The organism is Mesorhizobium sp. B2-5-13, from assembly GCF_006440535.1.
Classification (GTDB): domain Bacteria; phylum Pseudomonadota; class Alphaproteobacteria; order Rhizobiales; family Rhizobiaceae; genus Mesorhizobium; species Mesorhizobium salmacidum.
In genome coordinates this window covers 258,439-279,316 of sequence record NZ_VFUI01000003.1, presented here as the reverse complement: position 1 = coordinate 279,316, position 20,878 = coordinate 258,439, and the positions used below count along the sequence as shown (strand labels likewise).

Genomic DNA, 20,878 nt, shown 5'->3' with positions numbered 1-20,878 from the left:
GCTACGATAGCGCATGGCCCTTTTCGAACTGACGCTTATCCTGCTTTTGACCGCCGTCGCGCTGACGGCGCTGTCGCGGCGGCTGGAGATTCCCTATCCGTCCCTTCTGGCCCTGGCCGGCGTCGCGATTGCCTTCGTACCTGGCGCGCCTGTGATCGAGATCGATCCGGAACTGGCGCTTGCCCTGTTCATCGCGCCGGTGCTTCTCGATGCCGCCTATGACACGTCGCTGCGCGACCTGAAGCGCTACAGGCTGTCTCTGGTGCTGCTGGCGCTCGGCGCCGTGGTCTTCACCACCGTGGTCGTTGCCTTCGTCGGCTGGAAAATGGCCGGGCTGCCGATCGCGGCGGCGGTCGCGCTTGGCGCCATCGTCGCACCGCCGGATGCGGTGGCGGCGAGCGCCGTGCTCGGCCAGTTCAAGGTGCCGTACCGCCTCACCGCCATCCTGCAGGGCGAGAGCCTGCTCAACGATGCCACCGCGCTGCTGATCTACCGGTTGGCGGTTTCGGCCGCACTCGGTTCGATCCTGTTGAGCAACGCCATTCCGGTGATCTTGCTGTCGACGATTGGCAGTTTGGCCGCGGGTTATGTGCTTGGCCGTGTCTCGCTGCTGACACTTAGCCGGATCGACGACGCCGCAAGCAGCACCGTGGTGCAGTTCGCCGGGACATTCGGGGTGTGGATCCTGGCCGACAGGCTCGGTCTTTCCGCCATCATCACCATCGTCGTGTATGCCATCACCATTGCGCGCAGTGCGCCGCGCCGCATGTCGGCGAGACGCCGCGTCAGCACCTATTCAGTCTGGGAATCGGCGGTGTTCGTGCTCAACGTGCTGGCTTTCGTGCTCATGGGGCTGCAGGCACGCTCTATCGTCGGCCGGCTCTCAGGCGACGGGCAGGGCGGAGCCTTTCTCTTTGCCGCGACGGTGCTGGTTGTCGTCATTCTGGCACGTCTCGTCTGGGTGGCGAGTTACGTTGCGATCATCAGATGGTTCGCCCGTTTCGGTGGCGAGGACAGAAGGCGAGAAGCGCCGACATTTCGCGGCGCCGTGCTGGTCGGCTGGTGCGGCATGCGGGGGCTGGTGACGCTGGTGGTGGCCATTGCCCTGCCGGCCGGCTTTCCCGGCCGCGACCCGATCGTGCTAGCCGCCTTCGCGGTGGTTCTGGGCACGCTGGTGTTGCAAGGCATGACCTTAAAGCCCTTGCTGCGGATACTCAACTTCGAACGGGATACGAGCGTCGATCGCGAAGTGGCTCAGGCGCGTGTTGCCGTCATGCAGGCCGCGCTTGACGTGTTGAGCCGCAAGACGTCGGCCGCGGCGGCCGTCGTGCGCGAGCAGTACGAGGCTCAGCGGCAGATCGCGGAAAATCCAGAGGATGCGCAGGCGGCGACCGAATACGACCGGCTGCGGCTCTATGCCATCAACCGCCAGCGCGACACGCTGGAGGAACTGCGCAGCAACGGCACGATCGGCGATGAAGCCTATCACCGGCTGGAGGAAGAGATCGACTGGGCGGAACTGGCGGCGTCGCCGGCAGGCCGGTTCCAGCCGCTGACCACGGACTAGCAGATGCCGGGTCTCGACCGCCGCCCTGCTGGCCCAAGCCCCGTCCGTCCTCCTGCACATTGCAAGCGATCGACCGAACCGTTACTGCCAACACCGGGAAGTGAGCCGGATAAGCAATGAAGCTGGTCAGCTACAACATCCAGTACGGGTTCGGCAGCGACGGGCGCTACGATCTTTCGCGCGCCGCGCGCATGATTGCCGGCGCCGACATCATCGCCTTGCAGGAGGTCGAGCGGCACTGGCAGCGCAGCAATTTCGACGACCAGCCGGAGTTGCTTTCACGGCTTCTGCCTGATTATCACTGGGTGTATGGCCCGGCCTTCGACATGGATGGCAGCGAATGGCGGGACGGCCGTCTGGTCAACCGCCGCCGGCAATTCGGCACCATGGTCCTGTCAAAACTGCCGATCGTCTGGTCGCGGCTGCACGCGCTGCCGATGCGCCGTACGCTGCGTCCGCTCAACACCCGCAACGCCGCGCTCGAATGCATGATCCGCACGCCGGCCGGGTCGGTCAGGGTGCTTTCGCTGCATCTCGCGCACATCGCCGCGGAAGAGCGGCTGGACCAGATCGACTATCTCTCGGCGCAGCATCGCCGGGCGCCGGGGGAAGGCGGACCGTGGAGCGGCGTGGACGACGAACCTTCGCGTAACTGGACACATGGGGAAGTCGAGCCGGAAAATCCGCCGGCGGCGATCTGGCTGGGCGATTTCAACATGGAGCCGGACAGCGCCGAATACCGTCGCATCGTCGGCAGCACGCCATATCATCGTGGAGCAGCCTATCTCGACGGCTTCGTCGATGCCGCCGCCGTGGCGGTTGAACCGGCTGGTGATTTCCATACGCATGAGAAGATCATCGACGGCAGACTGGCAAAGCGCCGTCTTGACCATTGCTTTGTCGGCGGCATGTTGGCCGGGCGTGTGCGCTCGGTCAGCGCCGATATAGGCGAGCTTGCTTCCGATCACTTCCCCGTCCAGGTCGACATCGATCTCGAAACGCCCTTCGGCTCCGGAGGTCGATGAGCTCCATATGACGCTTTTCGTCTTCCTCGCGGTGCTTGCCGCGGCCGCCATGCACGCGATCTGGAACGCGCTGGTCAAGGTACATCTCGACCGCTTCCTGTCGATTACTTTGATGACGTTCGGCATGGGGGTCGCTGGCCTCGTGGTGCTGCCTTTCGTCGAGGTGCCCAAGGTGGAAGTCTGGCCCTATATCGCCGCTTCGGTGATCTTCCACATGGGCTACCGCACCTTCCTGATCGGCGCCTACCAGGCCGGCGATTTTGCCCAGACCTATCCGTTGGCACGCGGAACGGCACCTCTGCTGGCCGCGATTGGCGGGATGTTCGTTGTCGCCGAGGTGCCGGCACCGCTTGCCATCGTGGGCATCCTGCTGTTGTCGGCCGGAACGCTGGTGATGTCGTTTCGCGGCGGGGCGCATCTGGAGAAGCTGAACCTGCGCGCGGTCGCATTCGCGCTGGGCACGTCGATCTTCATTGCCAGCTACACGCTATCCGACGGCAGCGGCGCGCGGCTGGCCGCGACCGCGCAAAGCTATGCCGCCTGGCTGTTCATCTGCGATGCGCTTGGGGCGCTGGTGCTCTGCCTCGTTTTCCGAGGATCCAAGGCGCTTCCGGTGTTGGCGCGCGACTGGAAGACCGGGCTGTTCACCGGCGTGCTTTCCGGCGCCGCCTACTGGATCGTGATGTGGGCGATGACCAAGGCGCCGATCGCCTCGGTGGCGTCACTGCGCGAAACCTCGATCCTGTTCGCCATGATGATTTCGGTCTACGCGCTCGGCGAGAAGATGACGGGCTGGCGCGGTGCAGCCGCGCTCAGCATCGTCGCAGGCGTCATCGCGCTGAGGATGGGCTGACATTTCAACCCAGCACCGTCATTACCTGACCGCGCCGCTCCGGACTGAAGCGGATGACCACGATGATGCAGACGGCGACCACGCCGGCAAATAGCGCCAGCGCATAACCATAACTGCCGCCGGGCGCTTCCGCGATCCCCGCTTGATACGGACCGCCGTAGGAGGCGGCGAGATTGCCGGCCTGGTATATGAAGCCGGGCAAGGTGGCGCGCACCGCGCCGGGCGAAAGCTCATTGAGGTGAACCGGGATGACACCCCAGGCACCCTGGACCGCGACTTGTATGATGAAGGCGCCAATGGCCAGCATGAAGGGCGTGGAGCTGTAGGCCCATAGCGGGATCGCCGGCAGGGCGATGATGCATGCGAGGGTAATGGCGTTGATGCGGCCGATCTTCTCCGACAGCGCGCCAAACGCCAGGCCGCCGACAATGGCGCCGATATTGGCGACGATGGTGATCCAGCTCACCGTATGCGAATCAAAGCCATGCTGTTTCTTCAGGAAGGTCGGGTAGAGGTCCTGGGTGCCATGGCTGAAGAAGTTGAAGAACATCATCAGCACCACGGCATAGAGCGCGACGCGCCAGTGCTTCCGCAGCGTTTCCAGCAACCCCGGTCTGACCTGCTTTCGTGCCTCGACGAAGGGGGGCGATTCCGGCACGTGCGAGCGGATGAACAGCACCATCAGCGCCGGTATGAAGCTCAGCAGGAACATGAAGCGCCAGCCGAGGACGAAGTCGCCGACCTTCTGTCCGTAGAGCAGCCCATAGACCACCGCCGCCAGGAGGTAACCGGCGGGATAACCGCATTGCAGGATACCCGAGACCATGCCGCGTGCCCGCGGCGGTATGGATTCCATGGCAAGCGAGGAGCCGAGGCCCCATTCGCCGCCCATGGCGATGCCGAACAGGGCGCGTAGCGCCAGGAACATGCCGAGATTGGGAGAGAAAGCAGCCAGCGCCCCGATCACCGAATAGCTGACGATGTTGAGCATCAAGATCGGCTTGCGACCGTATTTGTCGGCAAGCATGCCAAAGAAGAACGCGCCGGTGAAGCGGGTCGCCAAGGTCAGGAACAGAGCCTTCGACACCGCGGGGACATCAGTCTGGAACTCAGCCGCAATGTCGGTGAGCAGAAAGGTCAGAAGGAAGAAATCAAAAGCATCGAGCGTCCAGCCCAGAAATGACGCCAGAACGGTTTTCTTCTGCTCGGCGGTGAGGTTCAAGGCGTCCTCCTTTGTACCCCAAAGGAACGATATGTCGCCTTGTCGGCAAAAGAGAACAGTGATCGGGCGGCTTTCGAAAGGCCGGCGGTTCACTTTTTCGTAAGATCGAGGTCGAAGACCATCAATCCGTCGGTGCCGCCTTCGAGGGTCGCGATCAGCCGGGCGCCGGCACGCTGATGCGCCTCATGGACGAGATAGGCGTCGCGCGCCGCTGCATCGCGGAAATCGATGGTAAAGCCATGGCTGAAACCCCGCGCGAAGGGCTCCGGACTGACATTGGCGCTGAATTGAACCGTCTCCATGCCTTCGATCACCTGCCGCAACGCTTCGAGGTCGGCGTGGATAGCCGTGCGCTCGGCCGGGGACACATCACTACGAAATCTTGCGAAAACACAGTGCCTGATCATTTTACCACTCCCTAAGCAGCACGATTGCCGGAAAACACCGCCGGCGCCAGCGGCTCGCGGCCTAGGATCAGATCAGCGCCCTTTTCGCCAACCATGATGGTCGGCGCGTTGGTGTTGGAAGAAGGCACACGCGGCATCACCGATGCGTCGCAGACGCGCAAGCCTTCTATACCGCGCAGCTTGAGATCCGGCGTCACCACCGCCATCTCGTCATGGCCCATGCGGCAGGTGCCGACGGGATGGTGGTCGGTCTTGGACGTGCGGCAGGCATAGTCGATCAACTCGTCATCGCTGGCGAGCGACGGACCGGGCAGCACCTCGCGCAGCACGTAGGGGGCAAGTGCCTTCTGCCGCATGATCTCTCGCGCCAGCCGCAGTCCCTTCAGCGACATGGCGCGGTCATAGGGATCGGACCAGTAGTTCGGATCGATCAGCGGATGGTCGGCTGGATCGGCGCTTTTAAGCCGCACGGTTCCGCGCGAGCGCGGCCGCAGGAAAGCCGAGTTCAAGGTGACGCCCGGGTTTTTCAGCTTCTCGACGCCGGCCTCGATGCCGGAGCCGAGACCCAGATGGAACTGGATGTCGGGCGAGGCGGCGGTCGGATCCGCGTACCAGAAGCCGCCGGTCTCGAACAGGCTGGAAGCCACCGGTCCCTTTTTCAGCAGCAGATATTGCAGCCCGGCCCAGGCCGTGCGGTGCAGCTTGGCGTAATTGTCGTAGGTGTGATCGCCTGTGCATTCGGCGATGACGAAGAGGTCGAGATGATCCTGCATGTTGGAGCCGACGCCTGGCAGATCGTGTACCGGCGTGATGCCGACCGATTTCAGGTGGTCGGCCGGGCCGATGCCCGACTGCATCAGAAGCTTCGGCGAACCGACGGCGCCGGACGAGACGATCACCTCGCGGTCGGCATGCAGGATTGTTGTCTGGCCGCCCGGCCTGTCGACCACCTCGACGCCGACGGCACGGCCGTTCTCGACGACGATGCGGGTGACCAGCACATCGGTCCGGACAATGAGATTCTTCCGGTCGCGGATCGGCTTGAGATAGGCCACCGAAGCGGAGGACCGGCGGGCGTCCTTCTGGGTGAGCTGGTAATAGCCGACGCCTTCCTGGCTGGCGCCGTTGAAATCCGGGTTGAAAGGAATGCCCATCTCCTGGCCGGCGCGGAAATAGGCCTCGCAGATCGGCAGCGGCGAAATCGGGTTGGAGACGCCGAGCGGGCCTTGGTCGCCGTGAAAATCGTTGGCGTAACGCTGGTTGTTCTCGGCGCGTTTGAAATAGGGCAGTACGTCGCGGTAGCCCCAGCCGGCCAGCCTTTCTTCCTTCTCCCAGGCATCGTAATCGCGTGCATTGCCGCGCGTGTAGATCTGGGCGTTGATGGAAGAACCGCCGCCGACCACCTTGGCCTGCGTGTACCAGAAGACGCGGTCCTTCATGTGTTTCTGCGGCACGGTCGACCAGCCCCAGGAGGCGATGCCCTTGGTCATCTTGGCGAAACCCGCCGGCATGTGGATATAGGGGTGCCAGTCCTTGCCGCCGGCTTCGAGCAGCAGCACGGAATTGGAGGGATCCTCGCTTAGCCGGTTGGCCAGCACGCAGCCGGCCGGACCGGCGCCCACGATGATGTAGTCGGTCATTGTCTTATCCGTTCACAGCCGGGGCACGGAGAGCGCGCCGTCGACATTGATGATCGAGCCGGTCGAAAAACCCAGTCTGCCGGCAGCGAGCGCCGCCACCATGGCGCCGATGTCGGAGGCTTCGCCCCAGCGTTTCGCCGGCACCAGGCCGCCGTCGATCAGCGCGTCGTATTTGGCACTCACGCCTGCCGTCATGTCGGTGCGGATGATGCCCGGCCGCAGCTCGAACACGCCGATGTTTTCCGGGGCGAGCCTGAGCGCCAGGTTCTTCACCCACATGGAAAGCGCTGCCTTCGACATGCAATATTCGGAGCGTTCCGGAGAGGCCATCTCGGCGCTGACCGAGGTGATGGTGAGGATTGACTTGGCATGATCGCCCGGCTTGGCCAGCATCGCCTTGGCGACGGCCTGGCTGAGGAAGACGGTGCCACGCAGGTTGACGCCGAGCGCGCGGTCGAAATTATCGGGTTTGAGGTCGAGAAGGTCGCCACGCGCCACGGCGCCGACGCCGGCATTGTTGACCAGGCAATCGATGCGGCCGAAGGCGCGCATGGCGGCGTCGACGAGGGAAGCATGGGTGGAAAGATCGGCGATGTCGCAGCCGAAATACGCGAACTTCGCGCCGCGCGCGGTGATGTCAGCGGCGAGCTCGCCTGCGGCTGTTTTGGCAAGGTCAGCGACGAGAATGTCGAATCCGGCGTCGGCCAGCGCCTCGGCGCAGGCAAAGCCGATGCCGCGCGCGCCGCCGGTGACGATGGCCGCCGGGCGGGTCATGCGGCAAGCTCTGTTTTGCGGATGTGTTCGGCTACCCGCAGCGCCTGGGCGGCGATCGACAGCGCCGGGTTCACGGCGGCCGAGTTCGGCAGGAAACTGGCGTCGACGACGAAGAGGTTCCGGTGATCGAAGGCGCGACAGAACGGATCGAGCGGCGACATCGCCGGATCGTCGCCCATTTTGACCGTGCCGCACTGGTGCGAGGGCGTGCGCTTGTCGAACGGGCGCGACAGCACGATGGGATAACCGCAGGCGCGGAAATTCGCGCGCATCACCTTGGTCAGGCCGTCGAGCGACTGCATGTTGGAGCGTCGCCATTGCATGACGATGTCCTTGCCGTCGACCATGATGCGGCTTTCGGGATCGGGCAGGTCTTCGCACATCAGATACCAGTCGATGGCATGGCCGGCCATGAAGTCGAGCGCGAATTTCGGCAGCCGTTTCACATTGGCCTTGAGCATGTTGCCGTCGATTTTGCCGAGAAGCTGGACATTGCCGAGCGGTTTGCCGCCCTTGCCACCCGTGAGATAGTAGTCGTTCAGCATTAGGGTCTTCTGGTAGACGGCATCGTTCCTGCGGCGCGGATCGATCGCCAGCATGGCGCTCGAATTGTGGTTCATGAAGTTGCGGCCGACCTGGTCGGAGCGGTTGGCCAGGCCTTTCCCATGAGGTGAGGGTGAGCGCAGCAGGATGACGGCTGAATTGACCGCGCCGGCCGACAGGATCACTAGTTTCGGCGCGACTTTCCTCGGCTCGCCGTTCTGGCGATAGTGAACGGCCGAGATGGTTTTGCCGTCCGGGGCTGTCTCGAGATATTCGACATAGGCGCCGGTCTCGAGCTTGATGTTCTGGTCGGTCAGGGCCGCCGTCAGCGGTCCGGTCTGCGCGTCGACCTTGCCCTGGCCGGTATTGGGAAAAGCGTCCCAGCCGGTCCTGCCCTCCTTCAGCCAGGTGTCGATGTCGACGCCGAGCGGCAGGGAGGCCGGATGCAGCCCCAGCCCCCTGAGTTCGGCACGGGCGCGCGCGATCGGCGCCTCGTCGGGCACCGGCTTGAAGGCATAGGGAACCGAATGAAATGGCTCGGTTGGATCCTCGTCCAGCGCGCCGCGCACGCGGAACAGCTGCTCTGCCCTGGAATACCAAGGCTCGAATTCGTCATAGGAAAACGGCCATGCCGGCGAGACGCCGCCAAAGTGTTCCATGGCGGAAAAGTCTTCCTTGCGGTAGCGGATCAGCACCGCGCCGAAGAATTTCGAATTGCCGCCGACATAGTAGTAATTGCCTGGGTTGAACGCGGCACCGCCAGCTTCGCGCCACATCTCCTTCGGCCGGTAATGGCCGTCAACGAAGATGGCGCGTGTGTCGCGCGCGTGCGGCGTTGCCGGCAGCGGCTCGCCACGCTCCAGCATCAGGATAGAGGCGCCGCTGCCGGCCAGACCAGAGGCGATCGTGGCGCCGCCGATGCCGGAACCGATGATGACGATATCGGGGTTTGCCATCGCCTAAAGCGCGCCGCGTTTGAATTGACACATGCGACCCGCTTCAGGTCTTTTGTTTTGATGCATGTCGTTGCCCCAAAACCAGATCCATTTTTGGGCGACACGCATCAGCGAATACGGCTCTCGGTCGCCGGATCAAAGAACACAGCCTTGGTCAGGTTGAAGGCCAGCGGCGTGTTGGTGCCCGGCTGGATGTTGGCATCGGCGCGCAGCCGCGCCACCACGCCCTTGCCACCGAGATTGGTGACGGCGAAAGTGTCGGAACCGGCCGGTTCCACAACCTCGATGTGACAATCGGCGGTGGCGATTTGCGAGGCGTTGCGTTCCGCGCCTTCCGGATCGGTGAGCGCCTCCGGGCGGACGCCGAAGATGATCGGCTTACCCTTGAACGCCGACAGTCCGGCCGGCGCGTTGGCCATCGGCAAGGTGATCGGCTGGCGTGCCTCGCGATCAAGCACGACGGCCAGATCGCCGCCATTGCCGCCGATGGTCGCCGGGATCAAGTTCATTGCCGGCGACCCCATGAAGTCGGCGACGAAGACATTGCTCGGGTTATTGTAGATTTCCGCCGGCGTGCCGAATTGCTGCACCTCGCCGTCACGCATGACCGCGATCTTGGTCGCCAGTGTCATCGCCTCGATCTGGTCGTGGGTGACGTAGACGATCGTTGTGCCCGTGGTGGCATGCAGGCGCTTGATCTCGATGCGCATGTCGACGCGCAGCTTGGCGTCGAGGTTGGACAGCGGCTCGTCGAACAGGAACAGCTTGGGGTCGCGCACCAATGCCCGGCCCATGGCGACGCGCTGGCGCTGGCCGCCGGAGAGTTGGCTCGGCTTGCGCTGCAGCAGATGGCCGATCTGCAGTACCTTGGCCACCTTGTCGATCGCCTTCTGGCGTTCCTCGGCTGGTACGCCGCGCATCTCCATGCCGAAGGAGATGTTCCCGGCCACCGTCATGTTGGGGTAGAGCGCATAGCTCTGGAACACCATGGCGATGTCGCGCTTGGACGGGTGCAGATCGGTGATGGTGCGGCCGTCGACGCGGATATCGCCAGAGGTGATCGTCTCCAGTCCGGCAATGGTGTTGAGCAGCGTGGACTTGCCGCAGCCGGACGGACCGACCAGCACCAGAAAGCCGCCCTTTTCCAGCTCGAGGTTAATCCCTTTCAGGATCTCGACCTGGCCGAAACGCTTCCTCAGACCATCAATTTCCAGAAAAGCCATTGCGTTATCCTTTGACCGCGCCGGCCATCAGGCCACGCACGAAATAGCGGCCGGCGAGCACATAGACGAGAAGGGTGGGCAGCGCGGCGATCATCGCAGCCGCCATGTTGACGTTGTATTCGACGACGCCGGTCGAGGTGTTGACGACATTGTTGAGCGCTACCGTCATCGGCATCGCGTCACCTGTGCCGGCATAGGCGGAGGCGAACAGGAAGTCGTTCCAGATGTTGGTGAACTGGTAGATGACGGTGACGACGAAGATCGGCATCGAGTTCGGCAGCATGATGCGCCGGAAGATCTGGAAGAAGGAAGCGCCGTCCACCTGCGCGGCCTTCACCAGTTCGGTCGGGAACGCCTCATAATAGTTACGGAAGAACAGCGTGGTGAAGCCGATGCCGTAGACGACGTGGACGAACACCAGGTTGACCGTCGGGTTGCCGAGGCCGAAGCTGGTTCCGACCGTGTTCTGCAGCGTCACGCCGAACCGTCCGAGGCTGCCCAGGATCGTCGCCATCGGCAAGAGCACCGACTGGAACGGGATGAAGCAGGCAAACAGCATCAGCCCGAACACCAGTGTCGCGCCGCGGAAACGCCATTTGGTCAGCACGTAGCCGTTGAGCGCGCCGAGCATGGTCGAGATCAGCACGGCGGGAACCACCATCTTGATGGAGTTCCAGAAATAGCCCTTGATGCCGGCGCAGGTGAGGCCAACGCAGGTCTCGCCCCATGCCTTCAGCCAGGGCTCGAAGGTCGGCGCCTTGGGCAGCGCCAGCATGTTGCCGTTCTGGATCTCGTCCATGGTCTTGAACGAGGTCACCAGCATGACAAACAGCGGCATCAGGTAGAACAGCGCGAACAGCGCCAGAAGCCCGTAGATGACGATGCGGTTGACGATCTTGACGTTCATGCCGCCGCTGGCCTGGCGGGTGGGAGTGGTTACGGCGCTCATCGCGACTTCTCCCTGAGTTCCGAATAGAGATAGGGCACGATGATGGCGACGATGGTCATCAGCATGATCACGGCACTTGCCGAACCGACGGCCATTTCGTTGCGCTTGAAGGTGTATTCATACATGAAGTTGGACGGCAGCCAGGCCGAGCCGCCGGGGCCACCGCTGGTCAGCGCCACAACCAGATCGTAAGATTTGATGGCAAGGTGCGCGAGCACGATGAAGGCTGACAGGAAGATCGGCCGCAAGAGCGGAATGACGATGCGGCGATAGAGCTGGAAGGTGGTGGCGCCGTCGATCTGCGCCGCTTTCATGATCTCGCCGTCGATGCCGCGCAGGCCGGCCAGGAACATCGCCATGATAAAGCCGGAGGCCTGCCAGACACCGGCGATGACCACGGTGTAGATGACGAAATCCTTGTTCTTGATCCAGTCGAAATGGAAGCTCGTCCAGCCCCATTGATGCAGCGTCTGCTCGAGACCGAGGCCAGGGTCGAGGAACCATTTCCAGGCAACGCCGGTGACGATGAAGGAGAGCGCCATCGGGTAGAGATAGATCGGACGCAGCACGCCTTCACCACGGATCTTCTGGTCGAGCAGGATGGCCAGGAACAGGCCGAGCGCCAGGCAGATCAAGATGTAGAGAAAGCCGAAAATGCCCATATTGGTGATCGACGTGTACCAGCTCGATGGCGGGTCGGTGTCGAAAGTCCAGCCCCACAGTCGCTGATAGGCGCGCCCGCCCGTTATAGCGTAGGACGGGAAGGTCTTGGAGTTGGTGAAGGATAGGTAGATCGTCCACAGGATGAAGCCGTAGACGAAAACGATAGTGATGGCGAAGCTCGGCGCCAGCACGATTTTCGGCAAGGCGTCCTGCAGGCGCGACCGCACAGAGGTGCGCGGGCGGGCATGCTCCGGCGTCAGCTTGATCTGGCTTGTCGCAACTGTGCTCATGGGTTCCTCCCATCGGCGTCCGGCCGACCGGCCTCACGGGACCTTCCCCGCCGGAGCGGGGAAGGCGTTTTCGTGCGTAACGCTTACTTGGCGTCGTCGATTGCCTTGACCAGTTCGGTCACGGCCTCGTCCGAGGTCTTGATCTGACCATGGACGAATTTGGAGATGACGTCCTTGTAGGCGTTGGCGACAGCCGGGGGCGCGCCATAGCCCTGGGCGAGCGAGCCGAACAGCGTGCCGCCTTCATTGGCCTTCTTCAGGTCGGCAATACCCTTCTTGCCGCAAGCGTCGAAGTCGGTGTCAGGCACGTCGGTGCGGGCCGGAACCGAACCCTTGACGACGTTGAAGGCCGACTGGAAGCTCTTCGACAAAGTGGCGGTGGCGAGTGCAACCTGGGCGGCCTTGCGGTCGTCCGGGACGTTGAACATGCCGAACATGTCGGAGTTGTAGATCACCGAGCCGTCGGTGCCCGGGAAGCGATAGCAGAGGAAGTCCGTACCCGGCGTCTTTTTAGCGGCGTGGAACTCGCCCTTGGCCCAGTCGCCCATGACCTGCACCAGCGCATCGCCCTTGATGACCATGGCGGTGGCGAGGTTCCAGTCGCGGCCCGAGAAGTTCGGGTCGACATAGGTGACGAGCTTGGCGAGATTGTCGAACGACTTCTTCATCGTATCGGACTTGAGCGACGCGTCGTCGAGGTCGTTCATCGCCTTCTTGTAGAACTCAGGTCCGCCGGTCGACAGCACGACGGAATCGAACATGGTTGCTTCCTGCCAGTTCTGGCCACCAAGCGCGAGCGGGGTGACCCCAGCCGCCTTGGCCTTGTCGAGCAGGGCGACGAAGTCGTCGAAGGTCTTCGGCTCGGTGCCGCCGATCTTGTCCATCACCGCCTTGTTGATCCAAAGCCAGTTGACGGAGTGGACGTTGACCGGAGCGGCAACCCACTTGCCGTCATAGACGGAGAATTTCTGCAGGGCGGCCGGAACCGACTTGTCCCAGCCTTCCTTCTTCGCCGTCTCCGTGAGGTCGCCCATGACGCCGGCAGCGGCATAGTCGAGCACTGTGTAGCCGAGCATCTGCGAGGCGGTCGGATAGTTGCCGGCCGCGACCATCGCCTTCAGCGCGGTCATGGCGGCATCACCGCCGCCGCCGGCCACGGGAACGTCCTTCCAGGCATAGCCTTCCTTGGCCAGATCGCCCTTGAGCACGTTGAGAGCAGCCGCTTCGCCGCCCGACGTCCACCAATGCAGCATCTGCACTTCCTTGACGTCCTCGGCATGGGCCGCGAAAGCCAGGCCCGAAGCGAGCGCCGTTCCGATAAGCAGTTTGCGCAACATGTACTTCCTCCCTTGTTGCATTACACGACCGGTGGCAGCCCACCGGGTTCTTCCCAACTCAGCCGACCCACCAACCGGTGCGCTGGCCGCGATGAAACTGGATTGTCTTTTCCTCGGTATAGTCCTCGACGGCGCGCTTGCCGAGTTCGCGGCCCAGGCCCGACTGCTTGTAGCCGCCGAACGGCAGTTCGGGATAACCTTCCATGAACGTGTTCACCCAGACTGTCCCCGAACGCACGCCCCGCGCCACCGACATGCAGGTGTCGATGCTGGTGCTCCACACACCCGCCGACAGACCATAGGGCGTGTTGTTGGCAATGTGCAACGCCCTTTCAATCGATTCAAAAGTCAACACCGATAGCACCGGCCCGAACACTTCCTCGCGGGCGACGGCCATGTTTTCGGTGACGTCGCGTAAGATCGTCGGGTCGAGATATTGGCCGGCATTGGAGGGGAGTTGCCCGCCGCCGCTGTAGATGCTGCCGCCGTCACTCGCGGCTGCCGCCACGTAATCCGTCACCTTGGCCAGATGGTCGGAGGAAATCATCGCGCCGACCTTGGTCCTGTCATCGAGCGGATCGCCCACGGTTACCTTGGCTGTCAACGCCTTCACCGCGGCCAGGAAATCGTCGGCGATCGCCTCGTGCACGATCAGCCGGCTGCCGGCATTGCAGCATTCGCCGGCATTGAAGAAGCCGCCGAACACCGCTGCATCGGCGGCCGCCTCGAGATCGGCATCGGGAAAGACGATCTGGCCGTTCTTGCCGCCGAGCTCCATCGACACCTTCTTCAGGGAGTTCGAGGCCGCCGCCATGGTCATCTTGCCGACGCGGGTGGAGCCGGTGAACGAAACCATCTCGACCAGGGGATGGCTGACCATCGGCGCGCCGACATCGGCGCCGAGACCGGCGAGGATATTGATGACGCCGGCGGGCACGCCGGCTTCGAGCAGGATGTCGCCAAGCACGAAGGTCGAGGCCGAAGTCATTTCGCTTGGCTTGACCACCGCCGTGCAGCCGGCGGCCAGCGCGAAAGGCAGTTTCTGGCTGACGATGAGGAACGGAAAATTCCACGGCGTGATGATCGAGACGACGCCGATCGGCTCGCGCAGCACCACGCCCAGCATGGCATCGCCGAGATTGGCGTAGCTTTCGCCGTGCAACGTGCGGGCCAGCGAAGCGGCATAGCGCCAGATGTCAACGGCGCCGCCGATCTCGCTGCGCGCCTGGGCGATCGGCTTGCCGGATTCCAGCGCATCGAGCCGCGCGATGTCTTCCAGTCGCGCCTCGATCAGGTCGGCCGTCTTGAGCAGGATCGCGGCGCGCTCGGCCGCTTTCATGCGCGGCCAGGGACCGGTCTCGAACGCCCTGTGCGCTGCCTGCATCGCGGCTTCCACTTCGGCGGCACCTGCCTGGGCATAATGTGAAACGGTGAAGCCGTGGCCGGGGCTCTTGCGTTCCAGCATGCGGCCGTCGCGGGCATCGACATGCTTGCCGTCGATCAGAAGCTTGTATGCCTTGGGAGCCGCGGAGGCCTCGGCAGGCATGGAAATCTTGAGAGGTGCATTCATGTGATTTCCACTCTGTCCTAGGAACGCGAAAACACGGGCTTTTGCTTGGTCTTGAAGGAGCCGACGCCGGCCTTGAGATCGCCGGTGAGCGCTATGAAGCCGCTGGCCAAGGCTTCGGTCGCGGCAGCGCTTTCTTCGCCTTCCGCCACTGCGATCATCAGCTTGGCGGCTTCGGTCGCCAGCGGCCCGCGTTCGGCGATTTTTTCAGCCCATGTCTTGGCTTCACCCGACGCTTTGCCGGTTTCGACGATGCGGTCGACGATACCCAGCGCAAGCGCTTCCGCCGCCAGAAAAATCTCGCCACCGACAGCCATACGGCGCACCGTCTGAGCGCCGAGGCGGCGCACCGCGCGTTGCGTGCCGGACCAGCCGGGGACGACGCCGATCGAGGTTTCGGGAAAGCCGAGTTTCACCTGCGTTTCCGCGACGCGAAAATCGCAAGCGACAGCCAATTCGAGCCCACCGCCGAGCGCATGGCCGGACAGAACGGCGATGGTCGGCTGCCGCAGCCGTGCCAGCCGGTCGAAGACACGGTGGCCGTAGCGCACCCATTGCACCTGGAAATCGGCGGCACTCATGCCGCCCCAGGCTTCGACATCGCCGCCGGCGCAAAAACCCTTGCCTTCGCCGCATATGAGCACCACGCGCACACCTTCGGCGCTTTCCGCCTCGTCGAGCGCCGCTTCCAGCGCGCGCAGCATCGGGATGTCGAGCGCGTTGAATTTTTCGGGCCGGCGCAAGGTGACGGTGCCGATCGCACCATCCTGCTGAAAGGTGACGAGGCGCTCAGCCATGCACGCCTCCGAGCGGGGTGCTGCCATTGAGCGAAAGGCCGATCGGCCGATCCTGGTAGAGCGCGGTCGGCGTCACCTTGAGGTCGTTGGCTACATTGAGCGGGATCTCGGCTTGACCAAGCACATCGCGCTCGAGGTCGATGCCCGGCGCCAGTTCCGTCACCATCAGCCCATCTGATGTCAGCTTCATCACGCAACGCTCGGTCACATAGGTGATATCCTGTCCCTGCGCGACGGCGCGCTTGCCGGAGAAGGAGATTTGCTCGACCTCCTCGACGACTTTCTTGACCTTGCCTTCCGCGTCGATGCGGATGCCGCCATCGGCGAGCGACAGCTTGGCTCCGGCATTGAAGAAGCCGGAAAACACGATCTTCTTCGCCCGCGACGTGATGTCGACGAAGCCGCCGGCGCCGGCGGTGACATGCGGCCGTGCCGAAAGCTTCGAGACGTTGACCGAGCCGTGGCGGTCGATCTGCAGGAAGGAGAGCAGCGAAGCGTCGAAGCCGCCAGCCTGGAAATAGATGAACTGGTGCGGCGAGGGCATGATCGCCTCGGCATTGGAGGCGCAGCCGAACTTGAAGTCGAGCAGCGGCACGCCGCCGACAGCGCCCTGTTCGATCAGCCAGGTGACCTTGCCGTGCTGGCCTTCTTCCAGAAGGATGCGCGGCACGTTGGCCGAGATGCCGAAGCCGATATTGACGGCCATGCCGTCGCGAAGCTCCATGGCGACGCGGCGCGCGATCACCTTCTGAACGTTCATTTCCGGCGTGCGGAAGCTCGACAGCGGCCGGAAGATTTCACCCGAAATCGCCGGATCGTAAGGCGTCAGCGTAGTCTGCAACTGGTCGGGCGCGACGACGACATGATCGACCAGCACGCCCGGCACGCGCACATCATGCGGTTTCAGCGTGCCGTTCTCGACGACGCGTTTGACCTGCGCGATGACGATGCCGCCATTGTTGCGGGCGGCGAGCGCCTGTTCCAGGCCGCCGAGATAGGCGCCCTCATGCTCATAGGTCAGGTTGCCGCGCTCATCCGCCGTGGTGGCGCGGATGATCGAAACCTGGGGCACGATGGCGCGGAAATAGAGCCATTCCTCGCCGTCGAATTGCTGCACCGAGACGATCGGCTCGCCGGCGGCGGCGTTCATCGCGCAGCCCTGGTGGCGCGGGTCGGCGAAAGTGTCGAGGCCGACCTTGGTCAGCACGCCCGGCCGCTTGGCCGCGGCCTCGCGGTGCATGTCGAACAGGATGCCGGACGGCACGTTATAGGCGGCAACGGCATTGTCGCCGATCATCTTCCAGATCCGCGGCGGCTCGGCGGAGGAGGGACCCGACGGATAGGAGCCGCACAGCGTACGCTTCAACAGGCCCGGCTTGGCCAGATGATCGATGCCCTTGATGCCATACATATCGCCGGCGGCGATCGGGTGCAGCGTGGTGATGTCCTTCGGATGGCCCTCGCTGTCAAAGCGTTCGCCGATGGCGGCGAGCACGGCGTCCGGACAGCCGAGGCCGCTCGACGAGGACACCGAGACGACCATGCCATCCTTGATCAGGCTGGCTGCCTGCGCCGACGAAACGACCTTGCTCAATTCATGCTCCCGAGTTTCGGGTCGATCTTGACGGCTCTGCCGGAATTGGCCGATTGCAATGCCGCCTCGGCCGCGGCGAGCGACCAGATGCCGTCCTCGCCGGTGGCGGAAGGCTGGCCCTCGCCACGGATCGCGGCATGGAACCGGCGCACCGACCTGACATAGAGATTCTCGCGGTCGAAGCTCAATTGTTCTTCGCCGCTGGCGGTGCGCAGAAGGACCGAGCCGACCGGTTTCTGCGTCATCACGTTACGGGCGATCAGCGAGCCTTGGGAGCCGTGCACCTCGAAGCCGGTGTCGGCAAATCTGGTGGTGAAGCCTTCATGCGATTGCGCGATGAGGCCCGACTTGAAGCGCCAGATGCACATGGCGCCGTCTTCCAGCCCGCTGCCGGCCATACCGGCGGATTGCGTGAAGGCGGAAACCTCGACCGGATCGTCGCCAAGCACGAAGCGCAGCGTGTCGGCATCGTGCACGGTGATGTCGAGCACCACGCCGCCGCCCGCCTCAGGCCTGGCGATGCGCCAACCCTGGAGGTTTTCGGGCAGGTAGACGGCGTGGAAGACCCGCGCGGCGATCGGCTGGCCTATGCGACCGACGGCAATCGCCTCGCGCATGGCACGGTGCGCGCCGGCGTTGCGCAGATGATGATTGGTTCCGAGCACGATGCCCGCGGCCTTGGCCGCAACGACCATTCTGCGCGCGTCGTCGCTGGTCAGCGCCAGCGGCTTTTCACACAGCACATGCTTTCCCGCCTTGATCGCGGCCAGCGCCTGTTCGAGGTGCAATTCGTTGGTGGTCGAGATGTAGACGGCGTCGATGTCGGATCCGAGCAAGGTATCGAGATTTGATACGGCGGCTGGAATACCATTTTCCCTTGCGTAGGCCGTGGCGCGTTCGGAGTTGGAGCCCATTACCGCCGCGATCTCGCCATCGGGCTGCGCGCGAATGGCGTCGATCATGAATTGCCGGGCGATCGTGCTGGCGCCGATCAGCCCCCATTTGACGCTCATGTCGCGGCTCCCGTAGGCCTTTTTTGCGTGCGGCGATCTGGGCCGCAGCTTTCCCTGACCACGAGATTGACGGCGCCGATATGGTCCTCGGCGCGCGTGGTGCGCGACTGGATCATCTTGATCATGACGTGGGCCGCGCGTTCGCCGAGACCGGCGGAGTCCACCGCGACGCTGGTCAGCGGCGGCATATAATGTTCGGCCTCGACCACATCGTCGAAGCCGACGACGGCGAAATCCGGGCCCGGCTCAAGTCCACGCTTGCGCAGCGCTAGCATGACGCCGAAGGCAACGGCATCGTTGAAGCAGAGCGCCGCGGTTGGCGACTCCGCCATTGCGAGTGACGTTTCCAGGCAGGCCATGCCGCCCTTGCGGTTGGTCTCGCCCTCGATGATGAGCGCGTCGCGAGCGTCGATGCCGAGCGTCTCGCAGGCCTCGCGAAAGCCGCCCAGCCGCTCATGGTAGACCACCAGATCAGACGAGCCGCCGAAGAAGGCCAGGCGTCGATGTCCCTTGCCGACGAGATGAGCGGTCGCGAGATAGGCGCCCCGATGATTGTCGGGAGCAATCACCGGAATGCGGCTTTCAGGCAGCCGGCGCATGGCGAAGGCAATCGGCAGACCGGCTATTTCCAGCCGCCGGAACGCCCCTGGCGTGGTGCCGCGCGCCGGGGAAACGATGAGCCCGGCGACGCCCTGTTCCATCAGAGACTTCAGCACTTCTTCCTGGCGCACTGGATTTTCGGCCGTGTTGGCGATGAAGGGCACGATGCCGGCCGATTGAAAAACACGCTCCATGCCCACTGCCAGTTCCGCGAAGAAGGGATTGGTGAGATCGTTGATGACCATGCCGATGACGTTGGAATGGGCCTTGCGCAGATTGGCGGCGCCGCGGTTGTAGACATAGCCGACATCCTCGATCGCCTTGCGCACCTTGACCGCGGTTTCGGGGCGGATCAGCCCGCTGCCCTGGAGCACGAGCGACACCGTCGATTTGGACACGCCCGCCTCGCGGGCAATGTCGAAGATCGTCGCCTTGGCCCGACTGGCCATCCTGATATCCTCCCGGTTTTCTAAATCGACTTTTATTGGAACGTTCTAATCTCTGCATCGTAGGCAAGTCAATCGGGATTTTTTCTCAATCAGAAGGAAGCGATCATACGTGATCAAGAAACATGCCATCCAGGGCCATTTTGTGCTGCAACGCAGCATTGGCTGGCCGGCCATTTCGAATCTAGAGGTTCTTGATTTATTGGAACGTTCCATTTGATAGGTGTCGAAAGGGAGAGATTGATGGATATTGCCTTGCCGGGCGAGAGTGGCCGCAGCACACGTTACGCGCTTGTCGGACAGCCGGTCCAGCCGGTGATCGGCGCGGGGTTCCCGCGCATCGCCTATGCCGCAGCGCATGTCGTTGCCGATCCCCTCAAGATGACCGATCCGTGGTCGCGGCCAGTGGTCGACTGGGACAGGACGATGGCGTTTCGTCATCATCTGTGGCGCCTCGGCTTCCGCACCGCAGAGGCGATGGACACGTCGCAGCGCGGCATGGGCTTCGATTGGACAAATGCGCGGGAATTGATCCGCCGTTCAATCGCGGAGGCGCAGACCGTCGCTGGCGCCGATCTCGCCTCGGGTGCCGGAACCGACCATCTGGCGCCGGCGTCGGCCAGGACACTGGACGATGTGATCGCCGCCTATGAGGAGCAGTTCGCTTTCATCGAAGGCCAGGGCGGCAAGGCGATCATGATGGCCAGCCGCGCCCTGGCGGCCGTGGCGAAGGGGCCCGACGATTACGCCCTGGTTTACGACCGCATATTGGGCCAAGCCTCCGGCAAGGTCATCCTGCACTGGCTGGGCGACATGTTTGATCCGGCCTTGAGGAGTTATTGGGGCAGCGACGATTTTGAGGCCGCGCTCGATACGGTGATCGCCATCATCGAGCGCCACGCCGGCAAGGTCGAAGGCATCAAGATATCGCTGCTCGACGCCGGCAAGGAGGTGGCGCTCAGGAACCGCCTGCCGGACGGCGTGTTGATGTTCACCGGCGACGACTTCAATTATCCCGAACTGATCGCCGGAGACGGCAAGCGGCACTCGCACGCATTGCTCGGCATTTTCGACGCGATCGCCCCGGTTGCCAATGCCGCGCTGGCGAAGCTGGCTGACGGCGATCGTGCCGGCTACGACGCGCTGATGGCGCCGACCGTGCCGCTGTCGCGAAAAATCTTCGAGGCGCCGACCGAATATTATAAAGCCGGCATCGTCTTCATGGCCTGGCTGAACGGCCACCAGGATCATTTCGCGATGGTTGGCGGCATGCAGTCGGCGCGCGGCATCCGCCATTATGCCGATGTCTTCCGCCTAGCCGACCAGGCTGGACTGCTGGCGGATCCGGAGATGGCGATTGCCAGGATGAAGAGCCTCTGCGCCGTCGCAGGCATTTAAGCGAGTTTCGCGAT

18 protein-coding genes are annotated in these 20,878 nt (G+C 63.4%); 4 read left to right on the top strand and 14 right to left on the bottom strand.

Translation table 11 applies throughout. The features are described from left to right. The first annotated feature begins 13 nt into the window (after positions 1–13). The 3 genes from FJ434_RS07445 (at position 14) to FJ434_RS07435 (ending at position 3,445) form a co-directional block, all read left to right on the top strand. Positions 14–1,567: a sodium:proton antiporter gene (locus FJ434_RS07445; protein WP_140745310.1), complete on the top strand. Its 1,554-nt coding sequence runs from the start codon at positions 14–16 to the stop codon at positions 1,565–1,567. A 116-nt stretch (positions 1,568–1,683) separates the two neighbouring features. Then, positions 1,684–2,592 (top strand): endonuclease/exonuclease/phosphatase family protein, encoded by a 909-nt coding sequence (locus FJ434_RS07440; protein WP_140745312.1) that lies wholly within the window; start codon positions 1,684–1,686, stop codon positions 2,590–2,592. Between the two features lie 7 nt (positions 2,593–2,599). Continuing rightward, entirely contained in the window at positions 2,600–3,445 is an 846-nt protein-coding gene (locus FJ434_RS07435; protein WP_140504286.1) for an EamA family transporter, read from the top strand. A gap of 4 nt (positions 3,446–3,449) precedes the next feature. Here the strand turns inward: FJ434_RS07435 and FJ434_RS07430 are convergent, their stop codons facing one another. The 14 genes from FJ434_RS07430 to FJ434_RS07365 form a co-directional block, all read right to left on the bottom strand. Further along, on the bottom strand, positions 3,450–4,667 hold the full coding sequence (locus tag FJ434_RS07430; RefSeq protein ID WP_181165810.1) for an MFS transporter: 1,218 nt from the start codon (positions 4,665–4,667) through the stop codon (positions 3,450–3,452). Positions 4,668–4,756: 89 nt separating this feature from the next. Then, the gene (locus tag FJ434_RS07425) at positions 4,757–5,074 is read right to left on the bottom strand and encodes a Dabb family protein (RefSeq protein ID WP_140711930.1); all 318 of its coding nucleotides are present in this window, start codon (positions 5,072–5,074) and stop codon (positions 4,757–4,759) included. 11 nt (positions 5,075–5,085) lie between these two features. After that, on the bottom strand, positions 5,086–6,714 hold the full coding sequence (locus FJ434_RS07420; RefSeq protein WP_140745314.1) for a GMC family oxidoreductase N-terminal domain-containing protein: 1,629 nt from the start codon (positions 6,712–6,714) through the stop codon (positions 5,086–5,088). A gap of 12 nt (positions 6,715–6,726) precedes the next feature. Then, positions 6,727–7,488, bottom strand: a complete 762-nt coding sequence (locus FJ434_RS07415) for a 3-ketoacyl-ACP reductase (protein WP_140745316.1) — start codon at positions 7,486–7,488, stop codon at positions 6,727–6,729. Further along, positions 7,485–8,987, bottom strand: coding sequence for a GMC family oxidoreductase (locus FJ434_RS07410; protein ID WP_140745318.1), 1,503 nt, complete (start codon positions 8,985–8,987; stop codon positions 7,485–7,487). The genes FJ434_RS07415 and FJ434_RS07410 overlap by 4 nt, the downstream gene beginning before the upstream one ends. Positions 8,988–9,094: 107 nt before the next feature. Then, positions 9,095–10,210: an ABC transporter ATP-binding protein gene (locus FJ434_RS07405; RefSeq protein WP_140711924.1), complete on the bottom strand. Its 1,116-nt coding sequence runs from the start codon at positions 10,208–10,210 to the stop codon at positions 9,095–9,097. 4 nt (positions 10,211–10,214) lie between these two features. Further along, positions 10,215–11,159 carry a carbohydrate ABC transporter permease gene (locus FJ434_RS07400; RefSeq protein WP_140504271.1) on the bottom strand — a complete coding sequence of 315 codons (945 nt, stop codon included), beginning with the start codon at positions 11,157–11,159 and terminating at the stop codon, positions 10,215–10,217. After that, entirely contained in the window at positions 11,156–12,112 is a 957-nt protein-coding gene (locus FJ434_RS07395) for a sugar ABC transporter permease (protein WP_027142944.1), read from the bottom strand. The genes FJ434_RS07400 and FJ434_RS07395 overlap by 4 nt, the downstream gene beginning before the upstream one ends. Positions 12,113–12,195: 83 nt before the next feature. Next, on the bottom strand, positions 12,196–13,449 hold the full coding sequence (locus tag FJ434_RS07390) for an ABC transporter substrate-binding protein (protein ID WP_140745320.1): 1,254 nt from the start codon (positions 13,447–13,449) through the stop codon (positions 12,196–12,198). A 58-nt stretch (positions 13,450–13,507) separates the two neighbouring features. Beyond that, on the bottom strand, positions 13,508–15,019 hold the full coding sequence (locus FJ434_RS07385; protein WP_140745322.1) for an aldehyde dehydrogenase family protein: 1,512 nt from the start codon (positions 15,017–15,019) through the stop codon (positions 13,508–13,510). A 17-nt stretch (positions 15,020–15,036) separates the two neighbouring features. Continuing rightward, positions 15,037–15,813: an enoyl-CoA hydratase/isomerase family protein gene (locus FJ434_RS07380; protein ID WP_140745325.1), complete on the bottom strand. Its 777-nt coding sequence runs from the start codon at positions 15,811–15,813 to the stop codon at positions 15,037–15,039. Then, on the bottom strand, positions 15,806–17,407 hold the full coding sequence (locus FJ434_RS07375) for an acyl CoA:acetate/3-ketoacid CoA transferase (RefSeq protein ID WP_140745327.1): 1,602 nt from the start codon (positions 17,405–17,407) through the stop codon (positions 15,806–15,808). Before FJ434_RS07375 ends, FJ434_RS07380 begins: the two co-directional genes overlap by 8 nt. Beyond that, positions 17,404–18,420 carry a Gfo/Idh/MocA family oxidoreductase gene (locus FJ434_RS07370; RefSeq protein WP_140745329.1) on the bottom strand — a complete coding sequence of 339 codons (1,017 nt, stop codon included), beginning with the start codon at positions 18,418–18,420 and terminating at the stop codon, positions 17,404–17,406. The genes FJ434_RS07375 and FJ434_RS07370 overlap by 4 nt, the downstream gene beginning before the upstream one ends. Then, positions 18,417–19,469 carry a LacI family DNA-binding transcriptional regulator gene (locus tag FJ434_RS07365; protein ID WP_140745331.1) on the bottom strand — a complete coding sequence of 351 codons (1,053 nt, stop codon included), beginning with the start codon at positions 19,467–19,469 and terminating at the stop codon, positions 18,417–18,419. The genes FJ434_RS07370 and FJ434_RS07365 overlap by 4 nt, the downstream gene beginning before the upstream one ends. Before the next feature lie 240 nt (positions 19,470–19,709). Between FJ434_RS07365 and FJ434_RS07360 the strand changes: the two genes are divergently transcribed. Further along, entirely contained in the window at positions 19,710–20,864 is a 1,155-nt protein-coding gene (locus FJ434_RS07360; protein ID WP_140745333.1) for a dihydrodipicolinate synthase family protein, read from the top strand. Positions 20,865–20,878 lie beyond the last annotated feature (14 nt).

Bases quoted from the DNA above. Each gene is read 5' to 3' on its own strand.
- FJ434_RS07445 (WP_140745310.1), top strand. From the start codon at position 14: ATGGCCCTTTTCGAACTGACGCTTATCCTGCTTTTGACCGCCGTCGCG.
- FJ434_RS07440 (WP_140745312.1), top strand. From the start codon at position 1,684: ATGAAGCTGGTCAGCTACAACATCCAGTACGGGTTCGGCAGCGACGGG.
- FJ434_RS07435 (WP_140504286.1), top strand. From the start codon at position 2,600: ATGACGCTTTTCGTCTTCCTCGCGGTGCTTGCCGCGGCCGCCATGCAC.
- FJ434_RS07425 (WP_140711930.1), bottom strand. From the start codon at position 5,074: ATGATCAGGCACTGTGTTTTCGCAAGATTTCGTAGTGATGTGTCCCCG.
- FJ434_RS07420 (WP_140745314.1), bottom strand. From the start codon at position 6,714: ATGACCGACTACATCATCGTGGGCGCCGGTCCGGCCGGCTGCGTGCTG.
- FJ434_RS07415 (WP_140745316.1), bottom strand. From the start codon at position 7,488: ATGACCCGCCCGGCGGCCATCGTCACCGGCGGCGCGCGCGGCATCGGC.
- FJ434_RS07410 (WP_140745318.1), bottom strand. From the start codon at position 8,987: ATGGCAAACCCCGATATCGTCATCATCGGTTCCGGCATCGGCGGCGCC.
- FJ434_RS07405 (WP_140711924.1), bottom strand. From the start codon at position 10,210: ATGGCTTTTCTGGAAATTGATGGTCTGAGGAAGCGTTTCGGCCAGGTC.
- FJ434_RS07400 (WP_140504271.1), bottom strand. From the start codon at position 11,159: ATGAGCGCCGTAACCACTCCCACCCGCCAGGCCAGCGGCGGCATGAAC.
- FJ434_RS07395 (WP_027142944.1), bottom strand. From the start codon at position 12,112: ATGAGCACAGTTGCGACAAGCCAGATCAAGCTGACGCCGGAGCATGCC.
- FJ434_RS07390 (WP_140745320.1), bottom strand. From the start codon at position 13,449: ATGTTGCGCAAACTGCTTATCGGAACGGCGCTCGCTTCGGGCCTGGCT.
- FJ434_RS07385 (WP_140745322.1), bottom strand. From the start codon at position 15,019: ATGAATGCACCTCTCAAGATTTCCATGCCTGCCGAGGCCTCCGCGGCT.
- FJ434_RS07380 (WP_140745325.1), bottom strand. From the start codon at position 15,813: ATGGCTGAGCGCCTCGTCACCTTTCAGCAGGATGGTGCGATCGGCACC.
- FJ434_RS07370 (WP_140745329.1), bottom strand. From the start codon at position 18,420: ATGAGCGTCAAATGGGGGCTGATCGGCGCCAGCACGATCGCCCGGCAA.
- FJ434_RS07365 (WP_140745331.1), bottom strand. From the start codon at position 19,469: ATGGCCAGTCGGGCCAAGGCGACGATCTTCGACATTGCCCGCGAGGCG.
- FJ434_RS07360 (WP_140745333.1), top strand. From the start codon at position 19,710: ATGGATATTGCCTTGCCGGGCGAGAGTGGCCGCAGCACACGTTACGCG.